The sequence below is a fragment of the Brevibacillus halotolerans genome (assembly GCF_026891775.1).
Taxonomy (GTDB): Bacteria; Bacillota; Bacilli; order Brevibacillales; family Brevibacillaceae; genus Brevibacillus_B; species Brevibacillus_B halotolerans.
In genome coordinates this window covers 79,568-96,698 of the sequence record NZ_JAPTNK010000011.1, presented here as the reverse complement: position 1 = coordinate 96,698, position 17,131 = coordinate 79,568, and the positions used below count along the sequence as shown (strand labels likewise).

General features: G+C 41.4%; 14 protein-coding genes and 1 tRNA gene. All 15 read right to left on the bottom strand.

Annotated features, from left to right (window positions below; genetic code table 11):
- Positions 1-85: 85 nt before the first annotated feature.
- Positions 86-436: a hypothetical protein gene (locus tag O0550_RS14970; protein ID WP_022583872.1), complete on the bottom strand. Its 351-nt coding sequence runs from the start codon at positions 434-436 to the stop codon at positions 86-88.
- Between the two features lie 13 nt (positions 437-449).
- Positions 450-1,418: a sugar-binding transcriptional regulator gene (locus O0550_RS14965; protein WP_003338544.1), complete on the bottom strand. Its 969-nt coding sequence runs from the start codon at positions 1,416-1,418 to the stop codon at positions 450-452.
- A gap of 204 nt (positions 1,419-1,622) precedes the next feature.
- Positions 1,623-3,002 (bottom strand): dihydrolipoyl dehydrogenase, encoded by a 1,380-nt coding sequence (gene lpdA / locus O0550_RS14960; protein ID WP_258426725.1) that lies wholly within the window; start codon positions 3,000-3,002, stop codon positions 1,623-1,625.
- A gap of 11 nt (positions 3,003-3,013) precedes the next feature.
- A complete protein-coding gene (locus O0550_RS14955) occupies positions 3,014-4,375 on the bottom strand; it encodes a dihydrolipoamide acetyltransferase family protein (RefSeq protein WP_258426724.1) in 1,362 nt (453 codons plus the stop codon).
- Positions 4,376-4,390: 15 nt separating this feature from the next.
- Positions 4,391-5,374, bottom strand: a complete 984-nt coding sequence (locus tag O0550_RS14950) for an alpha-ketoacid dehydrogenase subunit beta (protein ID WP_163244392.1) — start codon at positions 5,372-5,374, stop codon at positions 4,391-4,393.
- Between the two features lie 27 nt (positions 5,375-5,401).
- A complete protein-coding gene (locus O0550_RS14945; protein ID WP_258426723.1) occupies positions 5,402-6,388 on the bottom strand; it encodes a thiamine pyrophosphate-dependent dehydrogenase E1 component subunit alpha in 987 nt (328 codons plus the stop codon).
- 166 nt (positions 6,389-6,554) lie between these two features.
- The gene (locus tag O0550_RS14940) at positions 6,555-6,725 is read right to left on the bottom strand and encodes a hypothetical protein (protein ID WP_003341721.1); all 171 of its coding nucleotides are present in this window, start codon (positions 6,723-6,725) and stop codon (positions 6,555-6,557) included.
- Positions 6,722-9,448, bottom strand: a complete 2,727-nt coding sequence (locus O0550_RS14935) for a PTS sugar transporter subunit IIA (RefSeq protein ID WP_258426722.1) — start codon at positions 9,446-9,448, stop codon at positions 6,722-6,724. Before O0550_RS14935 ends, O0550_RS14940 begins: the two co-directional genes overlap by 4 nt.
- A gap of 229 nt (positions 9,449-9,677) precedes the next feature.
- Positions 9,678-11,021: a PTS galactitol transporter subunit IIC gene (locus O0550_RS14930; protein WP_003338537.1), complete on the bottom strand. Its 1,344-nt coding sequence runs from the start codon at positions 11,019-11,021 to the stop codon at positions 9,678-9,680.
- Positions 11,022-11,049: 28 nt separating this feature from the next.
- A complete protein-coding gene (locus tag O0550_RS14925; RefSeq protein ID WP_003338536.1) occupies positions 11,050-11,337 on the bottom strand; it encodes a PTS sugar transporter subunit IIB in 288 nt (95 codons plus the stop codon).
- Between the two features lie 18 nt (positions 11,338-11,355).
- Positions 11,356-11,829: a PTS sugar transporter subunit IIA gene (locus O0550_RS14920; protein WP_003338535.1), complete on the bottom strand. Its 474-nt coding sequence runs from the start codon at positions 11,827-11,829 to the stop codon at positions 11,356-11,358.
- A gap of 286 nt (positions 11,830-12,115) precedes the next feature.
- A complete protein-coding gene (gene mtrB, locus O0550_RS14915) occupies positions 12,116-12,355 on the bottom strand; it encodes a trp RNA-binding attenuation protein MtrB (protein WP_003338534.1) in 240 nt (79 codons plus the stop codon).
- Positions 12,356-12,400: 45 nt separating this feature from the next.
- Complete coding sequence (locus tag O0550_RS14910) at positions 12,401-13,141, bottom strand: lytic transglycosylase domain-containing protein (protein ID WP_258426721.1); 741 nt, start codon at positions 13,139-13,141, stop codon at positions 12,401-12,403.
- A 778-nt stretch (positions 13,142-13,919) separates the two neighbouring features.
- A tRNA-Pro gene (locus O0550_RS14905) sits at positions 13,920-13,996 on the bottom strand.
- Between the two features lie 2,348 nt (positions 13,997-16,344).
- Positions 16,345-17,076: a geobacillin-26 family protein gene (locus tag O0550_RS14900; RefSeq protein WP_258426720.1), complete on the bottom strand. Its 732-nt coding sequence runs from the start codon at positions 17,074-17,076 to the stop codon at positions 16,345-16,347.
- Positions 17,077-17,131: the final 55 nt, after the last annotated feature.

Below are 17,131 nucleotides of genomic sequence, written 5' to 3'. Positions count from 1 at the left end.
TCCATTCTATAAAAGAAAAAAGCAGGCTATGCCTGCCAGAGAGAAAAATGCTGGTAATCCCTTCAAAGGAGTAGAAACGATTTTCTTATTTATCTATCTTTGATGAATCAGTGTAGCCTTTTTTTCTATAGCGGAAAATCGCCTTTAGCTCCTTATACGTACGAAAAGGCTTGCTGATAACACGGTACGGCATGGTTGAGATAAAATGACTTAAATCTTCTCTGAATTCCTGAGTGATCCGTTGTGGCTTCGAAATAATTCGGTCAACATACTGCGAATAAATTTCTTTCAACAAATCTGGTTCCATAACGCTCTCTTTTCCACACTGCTCACATTTAACCATATATAAAATATCATGTACATACGTGACAGTGTGAGGTGCTTGACCAAGACAAGTTATGCAGTAGAGTTCTGTTTCAATCACTGTCTCTTCCAAACCCGTTCCCTCCTTACTCCTCACTGTTGCCTTTATCATCAGATGTAGCAATTAATTCTCTAGCTGTGCGCTCGTCTACAAATAATTTATGGAAATAACCACCACGTAAAGCAGCTCTAATTGCTGTCACTTTCGCTAACCCAGTCGCCACTGCAATAACAGTGGGAATTTGAAATAAATCGGGCAGGTCAATCCCAATAACGCGATTGTTCAACGGTATCTGAATCTGTTTGCCATCCTTGTCGATAAAGCGGGAGCCTATATCCCCTACAGCTTGATTTTGCTTTAGCTCTTCCATTTCCTCTTCTTTTAAATATCCCATGTTAAACAATGTTGATTCTTCCAGAAAACCGATTCCTAACAGGGCAATTTCCACCTTGCGAATTTGATCTAGTAAAACGCGAATGGATTCTGATTGTAGAATTTGTTCCTTGAGATCTACTGTTTCTACCAATGCCGGTGCATATAAAAATTCACAGTTTGCACCCATTCGTTTTGAGAGCTCATAGGCTAATTGGTTAGAATGGATTTCCACGTGCTTTCGTCCTGTCCCTCCAACTAGAGGGTACACCATCATTTCTGGATTTCGTTCGTACGGGTATTCATTTACCATATGATAGAGGGTAGTCCCCCATGATAATCCGATGCTTTTGACGTTTTTAGCCAATTTAGATAGATGCATGGCCGCTTCCTTAGCTACTAGCTGCTTGATTAATTCCTGATTCTCTATTCCGTTCGCAGGCACAACAATAGCTTCATCTAAAGAAAACATTTCTTCTAGCTTTTGTTCAATCTCCACTACGTTTACAGTCTCATCTTTAATAATGATCTCTACTATTCCAGCATCTTTTGCTTTTTGTAGGAGTTTGGATATTACAGGGCGGGAAACCCCGATCTTTTTAGAGATTTCTGCCTGGGTTAGTCCTTGAAAATAATATAGTTTAGCGACACGCACGAGTTCCCTTTTCTCAGCCCAATCCATTGTCTCACCTCTCTTACATCTATCATCCTTCATCTATTATAAACATAAACTCATAGGAGCGCGAAAAAGATTACAAATTCCTGTACCATCGTAAGCAATCCATAAATCTCTAAGATAAGAGGAGCAAAAAAGAACTGAGGAAGGGCGTCCCCAGTTCTTCTTTTATGTTGTGTCCCATGTAAGCTGCTCTATAGATATCAACCTTTACGAGTGGATACCTTTTCCTAACCAATCACTGGCCGCTTCTAGTAATCCTTCTGATACAGTTGGATGTGGAAAAATCAGATTTGCCATTTCTTCAACGGTTCCTTCCAATTGCATATAAGCAGAGATTTGTGAAATCATCTCAGTCACATGTGGGCCAACCATCACAGCCCCTACTATTTCCCCGTAGGTCTCATCTGCAATCAGCTTTACAAAGCCTTCTGCTTGCCCACTTGCTAAGGCCTTACCGTTCACTGCGAGCTGATACATTGAGGTTTTTATCTGAAAGCCCTTTTCTTTTGCTTCACGCTCGCTAAGCCCTACACTTGCTATCTCAGGGTAGGTGTAGATGCATCTTGGGACGATATGGTATTCCATATCTGTAGCGTGCCCTGTCGCATTCAGAGCAGCTACAATTCCTTCTGCACTTGCTACATGAGCCAATTGCCAATTGCCAACCACGTCACCTATAGCATAGAGATTTGGTACACTTGTTTCCATACGTACATTTACTTTAATAAATGGACCATCCATATCAAGCGATAGGTTAGCAGATGCCGACAGATTCGGGCGACGTCCAATTGCGACTAGTATTTCTTCCGCGACAACATCCTGTTTTGCTCCAGCTTCATTGTAGATCATAAGCTGTTTTTGCGAGCCAAGGGCTTTAACCGCAGCTACTTTCGCCTTGGTGAGAATCGTAATTCCCCTTTTGCCTACATGTTTTGTTAGTACCTGTGAAGCCATTTCATCTTCTGTAGCCAAAATGCGATCTGCCATTTCAATGATTGTTACCTTTGTTCCCAAGCTTTCAAAAATGCTGGCAAACTCTACACCAATAACACCACCACCAATAATGGCAAGGGACGCAGGAATTTTCTCTATATCAAAAATAGTATCGCTTGTGTGATATGCTACCTGCTCTAATCCTTCAATCGGAGGTACGGCTGGAGAGGAGCCTGTCGCAATAATGATTGACCCTGCCTTGATTCTCTCTGGTTTATCACCCGTAATTTCCACGATCTGGTCTGGTTGAATCTCAGCCTTACCATGATAGAAATCAATATTTCCCGTTCGTAATAGATGGGCAATTCCTCCACGGAGCTGATTAATAACCTGATTTTTTCTCTGCATCATTTTTGGTAAGGAGAGCCTCATGTCTCCTACCTCAATTCCGTATTTGGACGCATCTCTGATAGCATGAATCATTTCAGCATGCTTCAATAACGCTTTTGATGGAATGCACCCTCGATTCAAGCATGTTCCTCCCAAATGTCCCTGCTCAATAAGTGCCACCTTCTTTCCTTCTTTTGACGCGCGAATGGCCGCTACGTATCCGCCCGGTCCTCCCCCGATGACAACAATATCGTAGGTTTTCATGGCTGTTCCCCCTAGACTAGTAGCTGATATGGTTCTTCAAGAGAACGTTTCATACTTTGTAAAAATTCTGCTGCTGGTGCTCCATCCACGATCCGGTGGTCAAAGGAAAGGCTCAAAGTCATCTGCGGACGAAGTTTTAACTCTCCGTGAATCCCAACTGCTTTTTCCGTAATACGGCCAACCCCTAAAATGGCAACCTCTGGCTGGTTAATAATGGGTGTAAAGGCATCAATGTCGTACATTCCAAGATTGCTAATGGTAAAAGTGCCTCCCTGCATCTGATCAGGAAGCAATTTACCTTCTCTTGCTAATCGTCCCAGCTCTTTGCACTCTGTCGTTAATGTCGCCAAGCCTTTCTGATCAGCATGTTTGACAACTGGCACTAGTAGACCGTTTGGTACTGAAACCGCAAGACCCGTGTTTACTTCCTGTTTATAGAGAATATAGTCACCTTCAACGGAAGCATTCATCTGTGGATGTTGACGCAATGCTATCGCAACCGCTTTCATGATGATCTCTGTATAAGACAACCGATATCCTGTCTGATTCTCAATCACTGGGAGTAAGCTTTTGCGAAGCTTGATTGCATTGCTCATATCTACTTCCGTTACTAGCGTGACATGCGGTGCTGTAGTAACACTTCGGATCATTCGCTCAGAGATAACCTTACGCATGCCCTCCAGTTTCACACGCGATAACTCCACAGATGATTTTGTGTTGTTTGCTACACTGCTGTTCATAGCTACTTGCAAACGATTAGGAGGAGCCTGCAGAACATCATGTTTTGTGATTTTTCCATTAGCACCTGATCCCTGTATGCTGTTTAACTGGACTCCCGTGTTCGAGGCGATTTTTTTCGCTAGAGGTGTCACCATTCTCTCTTGAGATTGTTTAACATAAGCTTCTACATCTTCGGCATGAATGCGCCCATATGTTCCACGCCCTCTAATCTCATGTAGTGCGACACTGTTTTCTCGTGAAAGACGTCGAGCCGCTGGTGTAGCCCGCACTTTATTCGCTTCTTCTTCAGAAGTAGAAGTCTCTCTTTTAGCTTCGCTCTCCTCACTAGCTTTGTTTATATCAGCAGGAGTTTTTTCTTCCTCCAGCTCTAGAGGCATGTCTGGAACTTGTTCTCCCGGCTCTCCAATATACCCGATGATTTTTTGTACAGGTACAATCGCGTTCACATCATCATAAATTTTTAGTAACGTACCTGTTGCATATGCCTCTACTTCAATGTTAATTTTGTCTGTCATCACTTCTAGTAGTAGGTCACCCTCTTCTACCGGGTCTCCCTCTTTTTTAAACCATTGCAAAATGGTTCCCGTCTCCATTGTCATACTAAGCTTCGGCATGAAGATTCCTGTTGCCATGTTCCTCTCCCCCTTCTAACGATGTGCCACTGTGTCTTTTACTGCTTGTATAATATCAGGCACCTGCGGGATTGCCGCCTTTTCTAAAACAGGATTATAAGGCATTGGTATCCACTTGCCGCCCAATCGTCTAATAGGGGCGTCTACATAATCGAAGGCTTCACTCTCGGCAATCATGCTGACTATCTCTCCGCCGAATCCGCCGAACTTGACCGCTTCATGAACCACAATTAGCTTTCCTGTTTTCTTCACTGACCGAATAATGGTGTCGGTATCCAATGGCACCAATGTTCGTGGATCGATAACTTCCACAGAGATGCCTTCCTTTTCTAATTCGGAGGCTGCTTCTAATGCTTTGTGTATCATAATAGCAGTGGCTACAATTGTTACGTCTGTGCCTTCACGTTTTACATCTGCCACACCAAGCGGAATACTGTATGATTCTTCTGGGACATGCCCCAATGTTTTATAGAGGAGCTTGTGTTCATAAAAAATCACCGGGTTATGATCGTCGATGGCTGCCTTTAATAACCCCTTTACATCATAAGCAGTTGAGGGCTGGACCACTTTTAGCCCGGGAATATGGGCCATCCACGCTTCCAAGCTTTGTGTATGCTGCGCCGCGGCACCTGTACCCGAACCAGATGGTGTACGCACGACCATCGGCACATTCCCTTTCCCACCAAACATGTAGCGATTTTTCGCAGCCTGATTTACCAACTGGTCCATCGCAATGGTTATGAAGTCAGAGAATTGTAGCTCCATGATAGGTCGCATGCCAGTCATAGCGGCTCCGACAGCAGCCCCTGCAATCGCCGCTTCGGAAATCGGTGTGTTGCGGATTCGCTCTGGACCAAATTCTTCAATCATCCCACGCGACACCCCAAACGCTCCTCCATATACTCCAATGTCTTCTCCCATCAAAAAAACATCTGGATTGACACGCATCTCCTGAGTCATCGCTTCTCGGACCGCTTCTAAGTACGTAATCTCTCTCATGAGGTTCCCTTCCTTCTTTTTTATCCGTTATGCGTAAACGTCTTCTTCCAACGTATCTAGGGAAGGCATCGGGCTTTTTTCTGCAAACACCACTGCTTCCTCGATCTCCTTCTTTGCCTGCTGTTCTATTTCTTTGGCCTGTTCTTGTGTAAGTAGGCCTTTTTCTATCAAGATTTCCTGTAATCTTTTGATACAATCACGATTTTTCCGCCAATCCAGTTCTTCATCACGGGTCCGATATTTTTTCGCATCACTCTTAGAGTGCCCTTTATAACGATATGTTTTGGCTTCGAGTAAAGTAGGTCCTTCACCACGCCGAGCTCGTTCTGCTGCTTCAGCTACAGCATTCATGACTGCCAAAAGATCGTTTCCATCTACTACTACACCAGGAATACCATAGGCTTTTGACCGATCCGCAATATTTTCGATATTCACCATTTCCGTTACAGGACCAGACATTCCATATTGATTATTTTCACAGAAAAAGATAACTGGCAATTTCCAGATGGACGCCATATTTAGTGATTCATGAAAACTGCCTTCATTGCTCGCCCCATCGCCAAAAAAACTGATTGTAACATAGCCTAGCTTCTTCATTTGTGAGGTTAGCGCTGCTCCAACTGCAATAGGGATACCGCCACCGACAATTCCATTCGCGCCTAAATTGCCTTTCTCTACATCCGCAATATGCATTGATCCGCCTTTTCCCTTGCAATATCCTGTTTCACGACCAAATAGTTCAGCCATCATTTTATTAACATCAGCACCTTTGGCAATGCAGTGACCATGACCTCGGTGCGTACTCGTAATTTTATCCGTTGGTTGAAGCACAGCGATTGCACCTACCGCCGTTGCCTCTTGTCCGACACATAGATGGGTTGTTCCGTGAATTAATCCTTTTGCGAAAAATTCATCTACCTTTTCATCAAAAAAGCGTATGACCCACATTTGATGTAATAAATCAACCAACTTTTGCTCCGTAATCATCTTAGGTAATTCCCAAGCAGTAGTCATGTTGTACCCTCCTTTGCTCTTTAGAAAAACAAAAGGCCGAATACCTCCACACAGGGAAGCATTCGGCCCGAGGCCCCTTTTACATTTGTTCTAGTTGGTTACATTTGTTCTACACCTTTATTTTACCTCTTTTTTTATATCCGTCAACTATTACTTTCTGGGCTGTCTATCCTTCTAACAGCTTTGGGTTTTCTTCCAATCTTTTTTTAAATTCCTCTTTGGTCAACTTTTCAATGGAAATAAGAAATACTTCTTCCGTACCCTCACATACAAATTTATCGTGTTCAAACAATTTATATATTTTTGTACCAGGAGTCACTCTTTTCATTGATTTCATCTCCCTTCCTCCCCACCTCTGGTTGTAATCTTCTGGATATTTGCTGGTTCCTCCAATGCTGCCATTAATTCTTCCACAGCAAATTGGCATGTATCATTAACTGCCAGCATGATCACCCAGTCTACCTGAATTCCCGGTTCCCACTCCAGAGGGTGAGCTAATTGCAAAATGGCAATGGCAGGATTGATAGTCTGAGCAGGTTCTGCATGCGGGATAGCAATACCACCTGCGAGTGATGTTGCCCCAAGCTTTTCTCGTTCCCACACCTTTTGCACGAATTCGGGTTTTACATAGCCTTTTTCTACTAGCTTGTGAGCAAGAAATAGAATTGCTTCCTTTTTATTCGAAATGTTGCAAGCAGAAAAAATAAGGTCGGTCACTATTAAATCCTGCATGTGTAGCGGTGTTCGTTGATCAACAGAAGCTTGTCCAACGGTCAGATCCCCGATCATTAACAAGCGATCTAAAAACGAAAATCCGCTTCCTTCAATTAAATGCTGTAAGGAGATGAATGGTAGTCCCTCAACCAATGGATCAATCGTGCCTACAACAGCTAAAATATGATATTCCTCTTTCCACCTTGTATAGGAGGAACGTACCGTATGAGTATTAGCAAATAAATAATGCAGATCACCACCACGATCACCGACATGCTCGCTCACAATTTGTCCAAGCTGACGTGCTGCCCCTTCCCCCGTCAAGCAAACCAACATCAACGCTTTGGGTTTCACTATTTTCCACTCATCTAAAAAAGGGGAAACAGGCATACGCCATTGAACAATTTCCTGAGCGACATGAGACAATGACTTTGGTGCATATAAACACCGGCGCATAACCTCCATAGCAAATGGCAAGCTCAAGGGGGCAAATATCAATGTTTCGACTTGAACATGTTCTCGCCAAATCTCTTCACTACCTACCATCCGTCCCGCATCTGCCAAGACAACGACTCCCATGCCATGATCTGCGCGTTTAATCGCAGAGCTAACTTTGGACAAAAAACGCTCCTCCGAATCATCTACAGAGAGACTAACTGCTTGAATGTGATGCTGTCCAAATAAAGAATGTAATTGTTCTGCCATACTCTCAGCAATACTGCCGTATGAAACCAACACCATACCTACCGTTGGTGAATTTTTTTCAATCAGGGTGCAATGCTTTACATAGCGAGCCAGCATTTCTGTTTCTGCCTTCGTAATGCTAATTCCCCACGTGCTTTTGATTACCTCTGCCATCTCCTGAGCAACAATCCACTCCATAGAAAGGTAGGAGGAAGCTGCTTCGCTTTTTTGATTCCCATGATATATCTGATTTGGCTCTGTAACCTGATAACGTTCTAGCATTCCTTTCACATGCAAGGCAAGAGCCATTACTAGTTTTTCATGATCGAGTACGAGGTGCTTTTCTGCAATCCATAGCATTTGCTCTACCATTTGCATGACCTTTTCTCCGACAAAAATACTTAAACTACGCACACGTTCGGCATCTGATTTACGTTTTCCACTGTCATCTCTTAATCGTTCACGGCATTCCTGCTGTAATCGGAGTCGAATTAATTCAGGCCGAACTCCCTGTTGATTCATTTGGGAAAATCGAATGTGGAGCCAATGATAAATGGAGTCAGGAGCTAATGCTGGTAGAGCGCTTCGTGTCGTTCTTTCATCACCTTGGACAGGAGAAAGATGTTCAACTAACCAATCTATGAATTCGTTACAAACAAAAGCGCGAATGTCTGCTTGTAGCTGCGTAATGTTCCCCGCATACCCATTCATCAGTTTTTTACGCTCGTCACATTTATCCTTATGAATCGGGCACCCCGCTTGTTGTGCTTGCTGCTGAATCATATCATCAATTAACCGAAGCTGTGACTCCCTCGGCCATGAAGCTAAGGATGGCAAGTTAACCTGAATAGGAAATAGACGATGCAGTAAGTCAGGATCACCCCAACCTGCTGTATTTGTGCTGGACGCAAAAATGAATACGGGTGAGTCCATCTCTCGTACACGCTTAAGCACCGCTTCTATAGACTCAAGAGATAAAAGCTGAATTTCCCGAATATACAATGCCCCGCCTACATCTTGATAGCTACTTAGTGTATCGCAGATCTGTTGCTCAAATAATGGGCCTTCCGTCATTTCGCGTATATCTATTTCTGTAAAAATTGCTTCTGATTTCAGTTGTTTCTCCTGTTTTGCAAAGGAAAAGGCGGCTTCTGCTATAGCTCGCTTTCCTGTTCCCTTTTCTCCCTGAAATAAAATGGGGAGCTTTTGGTACGGATATAAGATGACCGCCTTCACCTGTTGGACAAATGGTAAAAGGAAGCCATCGCTCTCGATCAAATCAGCAAACTGACGCAGTTTTCGGTGTACTGACCGTTCCTTGCCTAAAGAAGTATGAGATCCGGTAGCCAGAGGCATCTCTTGCCAATCTTCCTGCTGTTCTTTCCGTAAATTCATCACAGTAAATTTTGATATTTCAAAACCTATTTTACGTAGCTCTCCTGTTAGCTTGCGATCGGATATCTGTGAATGCTCCTTTAAAATCCGGTTCATTTCTGCAAGTAGCAATGGTAACCGCCGTTTGCGGGAATCAGGGATTTGAAGCTGCTGACGCAACAACGTACATTTATCTCTCCTAATTCCTAATTTTCCGGCAATCTCTTCGTCAGTCAGCGGATTTTTGGGATCTTCATCCCTTACAATCTGTAGGAACTGTCTCTTCATTTGCCACCATTCCTTCCCTTTTTAGCAGAATCCCTGACAATTGCTCACAATTCCTTTCATTTATGGAGATTGATTCACACCGATCACTCAATCTATACCAATGGTAGAAATTGTTCTTCACAGGCACAAAAGTGCGAGACAAACGTAGACGAACCAGGAGATTATGCTCTCCTGGTTATCCATACTTGTGATCTAAAGGAACAACTGATCTTTCGTTATTATATTTTTATCACATCTCGCGTTGTTGTAGTATCTCTCTTTTTTCCCGTCGTCTTCGATAAATGGCTGTACCTATGGCAATAGCGCCAATACCAATGATACCGAAGTAACCCAGCTTAGCCCCAAAAACAAATAATGCTGTGGTAGGAACGGCACCATCGACCAAGGAAGAGATTGCAGCAGCACCTTCAGGGAATTTAAACCCTGCCATAGTTGCCGCGGTAGTAATGAGCGGAGATACGTAGGTAGCTAATAGTAAACCTACTCCCAGAGCGATCGTCGAACCCAGAACCGTACGTACTACGTTGCCTTTAAACACAGGAACCATTAAGCAGACAATAAACGGAATGGTCGCTAAATCTCCGAAGGGTAATACCTTATTCCCAGGCAGTAGTACGGCTAATGCCAGCACGATAGGGATCATAATTAACGATGAAGCTATAGCAGCTGGATGTCCTACAGCTAACGCAGAATCCATCCCAATATTTACTTCTCGATCTGGAAACTTACTGCGAACAAATTCTGAAGCCGCTTCTGATACTGGCAACAGCCCTTCCATCAGAACAGCTACCATTCGAGGCAACAGTAGCATCACCGCGGCTGTATTTACCCCTAAGGTTAAAACGTCCTTGACACTCCATCCAGCTAAAAGGCCAATAATAATACCTAATATAAGACCTAACACAGTTGATTCACCCAGCACTCCCATCCGTTTTTGGATAGAATCTGGATCGGCTTTTAAACTGCGTAACCCTGGAATCATATCAAATAATTTTTCGAGCGGCATGGCGATCACATAAAAAGCAGTGGAGGTACCATGCGGGAACGTAACCCCCTGATAACCATAAAATTCTGACACATGCTTCGAAGACATGTCTGCTAGTACAAGTAACACGATTGCATGAACAATCGCTGTTAATAGCCCCATCGGTACACTATTAGTCATAACTGTTACCAACGATCCTGTAAACGCGATATGCCACAGGTTCCAAACATCCACATTTAATGTCTTCGTGAGTCCGAAAAGAAGCATCGCTAGGTTGACACCAAGGCCAATCGGGATAGCTAAAGCACCAATCGTTGTCCCAAACGCAATGGCTGAGCTAGCCGGCCAGCCTACATCAATAATCGTTAACTCCACTCCCAAATTTTTAACCATATCCTGAGCGGCAGGACCGAGTGAACTGCTAAGTAATCCGATAATCAGATTGACCCCAACAAATCCAATCCCAATAGTGAGTCCAGCCCGGAATGCCTGTCCAGGCTTTGTTTTTAAGAGAATCGCAAAAATGAAGATGATGATGGGCAATACAACAGTTGGCCCTAAATTAACAATCTTTTGTAAATACTCCATTTCCTCATCCCCTACCTCAATAAAATGGCTATTCGGCGGTCATCCGTTTTTCAATTTCGGCAAACACTTTTTCTTTACCGATTCCTGTTAACAAAGGAACAGCATTAATCACTTTATCCTGTATATGAGCCGGTACTGCTGTAGTAGAAATAATCAGATCATACTGGTCACCTTTATTTAAAATATCACTTACTTTTGATTGTTCTAAATTAGCCTCTAATCCTTTTTCTTGTAAGAACGTTTTTAATTTCTGCATAACCACTGTAGAAGTTGCTACACCTGTGCCACAAATCACCATAACTTTTTTCTTTGCCATAATGAATTCCTCCTAAAATTAGTGGTTGTAACTGTTAACAGGTTGGATAACGGAAAGTAATTCTACTGGTGTGCTAGCCTGACTAAGCGCCTCCAAGCGTGGAGCATCCTGAATGAACGTCATAATTTCTTCCAGCATCTCCAAATGAGCCTCACTTTTTTCAATCGCTAGCATGATAATAAGCTTGACTGAAATGATTCTGCTGGCATCTGCCATGCACTGAAACTTGGTACCCTGTTTCACAAGACCCAATGCAATCGTCTGCTGTTTAACATGACACGCATCCGTGTGCGGAATAGCCACATGTACATCAGCCAACTCCAATCCAGTAGGATAATGCTGCTCACGATCCTTGACAGCGTTTACATAGCTCTCGTGCACAAAGCCCTTCCTCCATAACGATTTTGCCATGGTTTCTAAGATTACGTCTTGGCGGGTTTCATCTGGAAAGATAAACAAATGATCTGTTTGCACCATCTCCAAAAATGACATGTGGATTCTCCCTCCTATCTAAGCTGACTCTGTTTTGTGTAAAAAGCCAATTTTTCTATACAAAAAAAGGCTAGATCGTATGACATTCATACGAAACTAGCCCGCGGCTCTTTTCACAAATTATTCCATTATTTCCTGTTACATTTGTTCTTACTTTTATCATTTGTTCCTTATAGCTTAATCATACTATCCTTACTGATAAACGTCAACAACATTTTCTTCACTTTTTATACCGGAAAAGAAAAAAAGCGACCTATGGTCACTTTCTCTTCTACATTTTCTACCATTATTCCTCTGTATCAATAACTCCATGTCTGGTTTGAATAATTGCTTTGCCACGTACCTTGATAGCAGATGTATGCTCAGTAAATTGAGCTAGCATAACTTCACCCTTATCTAGCTTTTCTGTATGGTGGAAGCGTGTATCTGTGCCACGGGTTAATCCAATAACATGTACTCCGTTTTCTTTTGCTTTAATGACAAAAAAGTCTTGGCTGCCACCGCTTCGTTGTTGATGTTGTTCCATCTACGTGTCCCCCTAAGAGAATTTCTCCTCTTTACTATACCCTACCTAAACTTCCGCTTGCAATTTCGTCGTTATTTTGGCGACATAGCGCTGTGTCTCTTGAGGAAGATTAGCTGCTAGACGATCAAAGTCTTCATCTGTCTCAATTCCAGCCCTTCTGACTCGACCAGATCCTGCATTATAAGCAGCCAAAGCAACCTTTACATTGCCATCATATCGATCTAGTAATTTGCCCAAATATTTGGTTCCGCCCATCAAATTTTGATCGGGATCGTAAGAATTGCGTACCCCTACACTACGAGCAGTATCGTCCATTAACTGCATAAGTCCTTTTGCTCCCGCGTGAGAGGTAGCAGTAGGGTTAAAGTTAGACTCGGCGCGGACTACCTCTCTGACCAAGGAAGAGTTGACACCAAAGCGTTTGCTCACCTGCTCAATTTTATCCACAATCTGCTGACGGCCCCACGTCATGGATTCGTCCTTATTAGAGGTGAGATCAAGTGAAGGTGAAGAGTAGGTTAGAGAGGAATTCCAGCTATTTTGCTGCTGGTTCGTTCCATCTAATTCAGCTAGAACCTGTTCTTTAGAGATTACATGCTGATATTTTTGCAGTTCATTTTCAAACACATCAGAAAACAAGGGATCTTGTCCATCTGGATTTGTCTGATTATCCAAAAGCCCTTGTGATTGTGCTACTTGAGTAACATCACTCGATGTGTATTGTCCAGTAGATGCAAGGGTTTTAATAAACTGATTATTATCTATTTTCACGATTAGATCATCCATTCTCCTCTGTCTTTTATGTTCTATTATAAGGGAAGGCTTTCCATAGAGCCAAGAGAAAAAAGGCCCGGGCGCAAGAAAATCTTTACCTGCATTCTATTACAAATCAAAATAGGAAAACAAAGCGGAAACCTTTTCATTCTTTTGTTGGCAGCTTGAAAAATGGCTATCCTTTTCAGAATGTAATCATGTCACCTGACAGAAAACATTTGCGTTTTGCCTATGATCAGCTTCTTTATAACAAAACATTTTATTGCTTCTATTTATTTTATCGTTTAAACGCGGATAATTTTTATAGGTCAAAAGCCCTTGTAAAACTTACTTGCTATAAACATCTTTATGCCGAATGCTTTAAATCAGAACAAGCTGATTGAGCCTTGCATTATAAAGGAACGTAGGCAGTATTGAGGTCTGTTGTCAGAGTGGACTTTACGGAATGGGATGAAACTACATTCACCCTTAGTAGGGTTTGTTTGATTTCATAATAGGATAGAAGACTTCTTACCAGATTAACGTGATTAGGGTTACTTGTTTTTGTAATAGCATTGTTTCACACAGCCTAAATCGTTGATAGCTCCATGTATTTCAAATGACAAAACTAGTATCTTATCAACCTTCTAGTGACGCTTTTTAATTAATAAATGAAGTAGGTAAGTTTTCTGATTGGATATTCGTTTTCAGTGAAGGATGAATACAGCATAAATAGTCAAAATTCATATAGCTGTCTTATCTAAAAACACTTCTTCGCATCAAAATGCAGAAGAAGTGCCTAAATTCTAAATGGTCGGAATGCAGGGATTCGAACCCTGGACCTCACCCACCCCAAGGGTGCGCGCTACCTGGCTGCGCCACATCCCGATGTTTTAATCAGGTTATAACGTTGTAAAGCGTTGATTTTATGGGGATTTTCCGTCTGTTCTCAAAAACGACCTTTCTTCGTAACAACCCCATTTTAACATATAGGCGCGCACCCTTGCAATATTTGGGAGCGCACCCATGTGTTATTTTTCTTTCATTATATAGGACATAATTTCCGTAGGCTTTGAGATATATTAGCTTCCGTTCAGTTGGTTATTTAGTCACTGACCCTTGATAATCTTTACAAAGAATCCGACATCCCTTAATGCACTTAAACCGTACCATAATAACTCCATTACACAACACTGGCGATATATCCCAAGTCTTCCCACGTCTACTCACCATGTTCTCCTTCCATTCTTACTTAAGAACGGTATCAAACGAGCTGGCAAAGCCCCTCAAGAACTCGCCCCCCTTCCTCAGATACCTCGCGCCAACATTGATGCAGTGTAACATTCGAAATGTTCACGTTTTCTCGGTAAGTAAAAGCGATAAAAATCATTATAGTGCTTATTTTCATAGTAAGAGATTAACGCAAAAAACCCCGGAAGAAATCCGAGGTTCATTTTTTATTTCACTATAGCATTAAAACAATGTTATAAATAAAAATAATAATACCAATAGAAAGATAAATGAGAAGAAAAGAACTAATATAATTGAATATTTTCCTTATCCTTGGTAATTTTTTATTGTTTAAAAAAAACAATAAAATAAGTGTAAGTACAAGAAAAGCTATATAAAAAAGAATAACCCATTTATTAAACATGATATTTAATAGTATCATTCCGAATCATACGCGTCTCTGAATGCGCGTTTAACCTTTCTTTCTTGTAGGTAAATATCAAGCAAAATTGAACCAGCACCCAGCTCAGCCGATTTCATTACATCGTTGACGCTGAAACATGAGTTTTCCATGTCAACTAATCACGCTGTATGGACAATGTACCCCTATAATTTTGCTGCCTTCAGAAAGGGTTTTCAATTCTCACAAGGAGCATATATTGATAAAGGGCCTGATTGGAATTCTGTTAACCTCCAAGTATGGGATGAATTTTGGCTTAGTTTTAGTACTGGTTCAAACTCTGCTGACTTACAACATAAATATAATGTAAAATATTTCTATAACGACGACAGATTAAGACTTACGACTAAAGAATAAACACTTTATACTTTTCTGGGGGTAAATTTTGAAAATACTTATATTCGTACTATGTTTGATGATCTTTACTATTAATTCTTATCTTTATATTTTTGTGAGTAGTATAGAAAGAAATAATCATCCCATAGAAACCCAAAGCATATTTTATTTAATTAATATCGTGCTGCTTTTCTTGGTTGTTCAGACACATAAAAGATATAAGTAATCGTAAAGTTATTTTTTGATGTAATTTCTAGAATATCGAAATGACCTTAACTGACGACTAATGAATTTAGGCGTCAGTTTTTTTCCATTCATCTTACTACTTTCGACATAGAGGTTCCTCCGTCAATTCCGAATTTTCTAGCCCTCATAGCCCGAAAGGACAGACTACCAGCGCCAGCCACACCCTCAGACGAGGTTGGTCTTTGTTACGACTAATACCAGGGACCGTCAGTCTAACCCCGACCCCCGTTTTGGAATTACGTTGTACTGCCCAGTCTGATTCGGTCATGCCCCGTAATCTCCTAATTTAGTGACCGGGATTGTCGATCCAATCAACGATACCTTGTGGATTATCAGTCCAATCATAAATCAAATCGTGATTCCTCCCTCGTTTTAGTATCCGGGGTCATCAACCCAATTAATATCGTACCTCATAGGATTCCCTCCTCTAATTAGTGTCCAGAATCGTAATGCCATTCTGGATTAGCCATGTCATATAACCTCCCTATATTAATCGCCGTGGGCATCGTGCCAATCCGGGTCTACATTGTGTTTCCACTCCGGAAATCTTTTGAAACTCCAACCCGAACCATTATGTGTATTCACCCTATCCTCCTTGCCTACACCTTTCGATAAGAAAATTACAAAATCCTTCCAAATACAAAAAACCGCCGGCTATCCGACGACTAATTGCATTTTTTCACGGCTTGTACCAACGCGGTGATCGAGAAGTCCAACGCTACCACTGCAATTACCAATGTAATAGTTTAAAAAAAAGAAAAGGACATTATGGAATAAAAAAAATATATAAACATGATAAATGAGTATGCCGTCACTACAATATTTATAATATAGAGCACTTTTCGTAACTTTTCGAATTTACCCTTTAAAAGAAAAGGTAGGATTGCTAGATTAAGGAATATATACAAAGGTAAAAGAAGTATAATCCACTTGCTAAAAAAAATACTTGCTATTATTTCACTCACTACTTTTCTCCTTCCATAATACTATCAAATGCACGTGCTGCTTTTCTCTCAGCTATAACCACATCCGCAGCATTAACGGCCGCTGCCAAGCCAAAACCAGCACCTACAAAAAAGGCAATCATGCTATCAGCGCCCCAACCTGATTTAATTCCTTTTGTACTTGCCATAAATGAAGTGGCTGAAACAGTTGAGTTCACCACTAACAGAGCCTCAGCTTTCATTAACTCATCAACTTTATCCTCATAATGAAACAAATCAACTTTGTTACTAGAGGTTTGTTTTACATAGGTTCCTTCTTTACCGTTTCCAATATCCCAGTACTTTTTGCTACCACTTTTATCAATTACATAATAATAACCATAGTATTTTTCATGTGCTTTTCGTACGATATCTTTCTTTGCATAAGCCGCCATTTTAGACTGTTTTTGCTTGTGTTTTTCTTTCTTTACCTGTTCTTCAGAATCTGCTATCGAGACCTGTGTTATGGTGCTATCATCGAATTCCATAATGTGATTCATCTTATCATCTGTAGCCTCGATAATTCCATTTTCACTCTCTACCCTTACACTGTCATTATCCTCTAAAATCTCAATCTTATATCTATTTCCTTGACTGTCTTCAAGGGTTTCTGCTTCAACCACTTGATTAGATTCATTTATAGCAAAAGCAGGAATACTAGTTGAAGATAGTACTGATAAAACAAGAGCACTAGATAAAATCACTTTTTTCATTTTCTCCTTGGAAATATAAACTAATTATTTTACATAAATTAGTATAATTTCTAGT

Excerpts from the sequence above, each read along its gene's own strand:
- mtrB (WP_003338534.1), bottom strand. The coding sequence starts at position 12,355 with ATGGAACAACATCAACAACGAAGCGGTGGCAGCCAAGACTTTTTTGTC.
- O0550_RS14940 (WP_003341721.1), bottom strand. The coding sequence starts at position 6,725 with ATGAAATCAATGAAAAGAGTGACTCCTGGTACAAAAATATATAAATTG.
- O0550_RS14925 (WP_003338536.1), bottom strand. The coding sequence starts at position 11,337 with ATGGCAAAGAAAAAAGTTATGGTGATTTGTGGCACAGGTGTAGCAACT.
- O0550_RS14930 (WP_003338537.1), bottom strand. The coding sequence starts at position 11,021 with ATGGAGTATTTACAAAAGATTGTTAATTTAGGGCCAACTGTTGTATTG.
- O0550_RS14945 (WP_258426723.1), bottom strand. The coding sequence starts at position 6,388 with ATGACTACTGCTTGGGAATTACCTAAGATGATTACGGAGCAAAAGTTG.
- O0550_RS14965 (WP_003338544.1), bottom strand. The coding sequence starts at position 1,418 with ATGGATTGGGCTGAGAAAAGGGAACTCGTGCGTGTCGCTAAACTATAT.
- O0550_RS14955 (WP_258426724.1), bottom strand. The coding sequence starts at position 4,375 with ATGGCAACAGGAATCTTCATGCCGAAGCTTAGTATGACAATGGAGACG.
- lpdA (WP_258426725.1), bottom strand. The coding sequence starts at position 3,002 with ATGAAAACCTACGATATTGTTGTCATCGGGGGAGGACCGGGCGGATAC.
- O0550_RS14900 (WP_258426720.1), bottom strand. The coding sequence starts at position 17,076 with ATGAAAAAAGTGATTTTATCTAGTGCTCTTGTTTTATCAGTACTATCT.
- O0550_RS14950 (WP_163244392.1), bottom strand. The coding sequence starts at position 5,374 with ATGAGAGAGATTACGTACTTAGAAGCGGTCCGAGAAGCGATGACTCAG.
- O0550_RS14910 (WP_258426721.1), bottom strand. The coding sequence starts at position 13,141 with ATGGATGATCTAATCGTGAAAATAGATAATAATCAGTTTATTAAAACC.
- O0550_RS14920 (WP_003338535.1), bottom strand. The coding sequence starts at position 11,829 with ATGTCATTTTTGGAGATGGTGCAAACAGATCATTTGTTTATCTTTCCA.
- O0550_RS14935 (WP_258426722.1), bottom strand. The coding sequence starts at position 9,448 with ATGAAGAGACAGTTCCTACAGATTGTAAGGGATGAAGATCCCAAAAAT.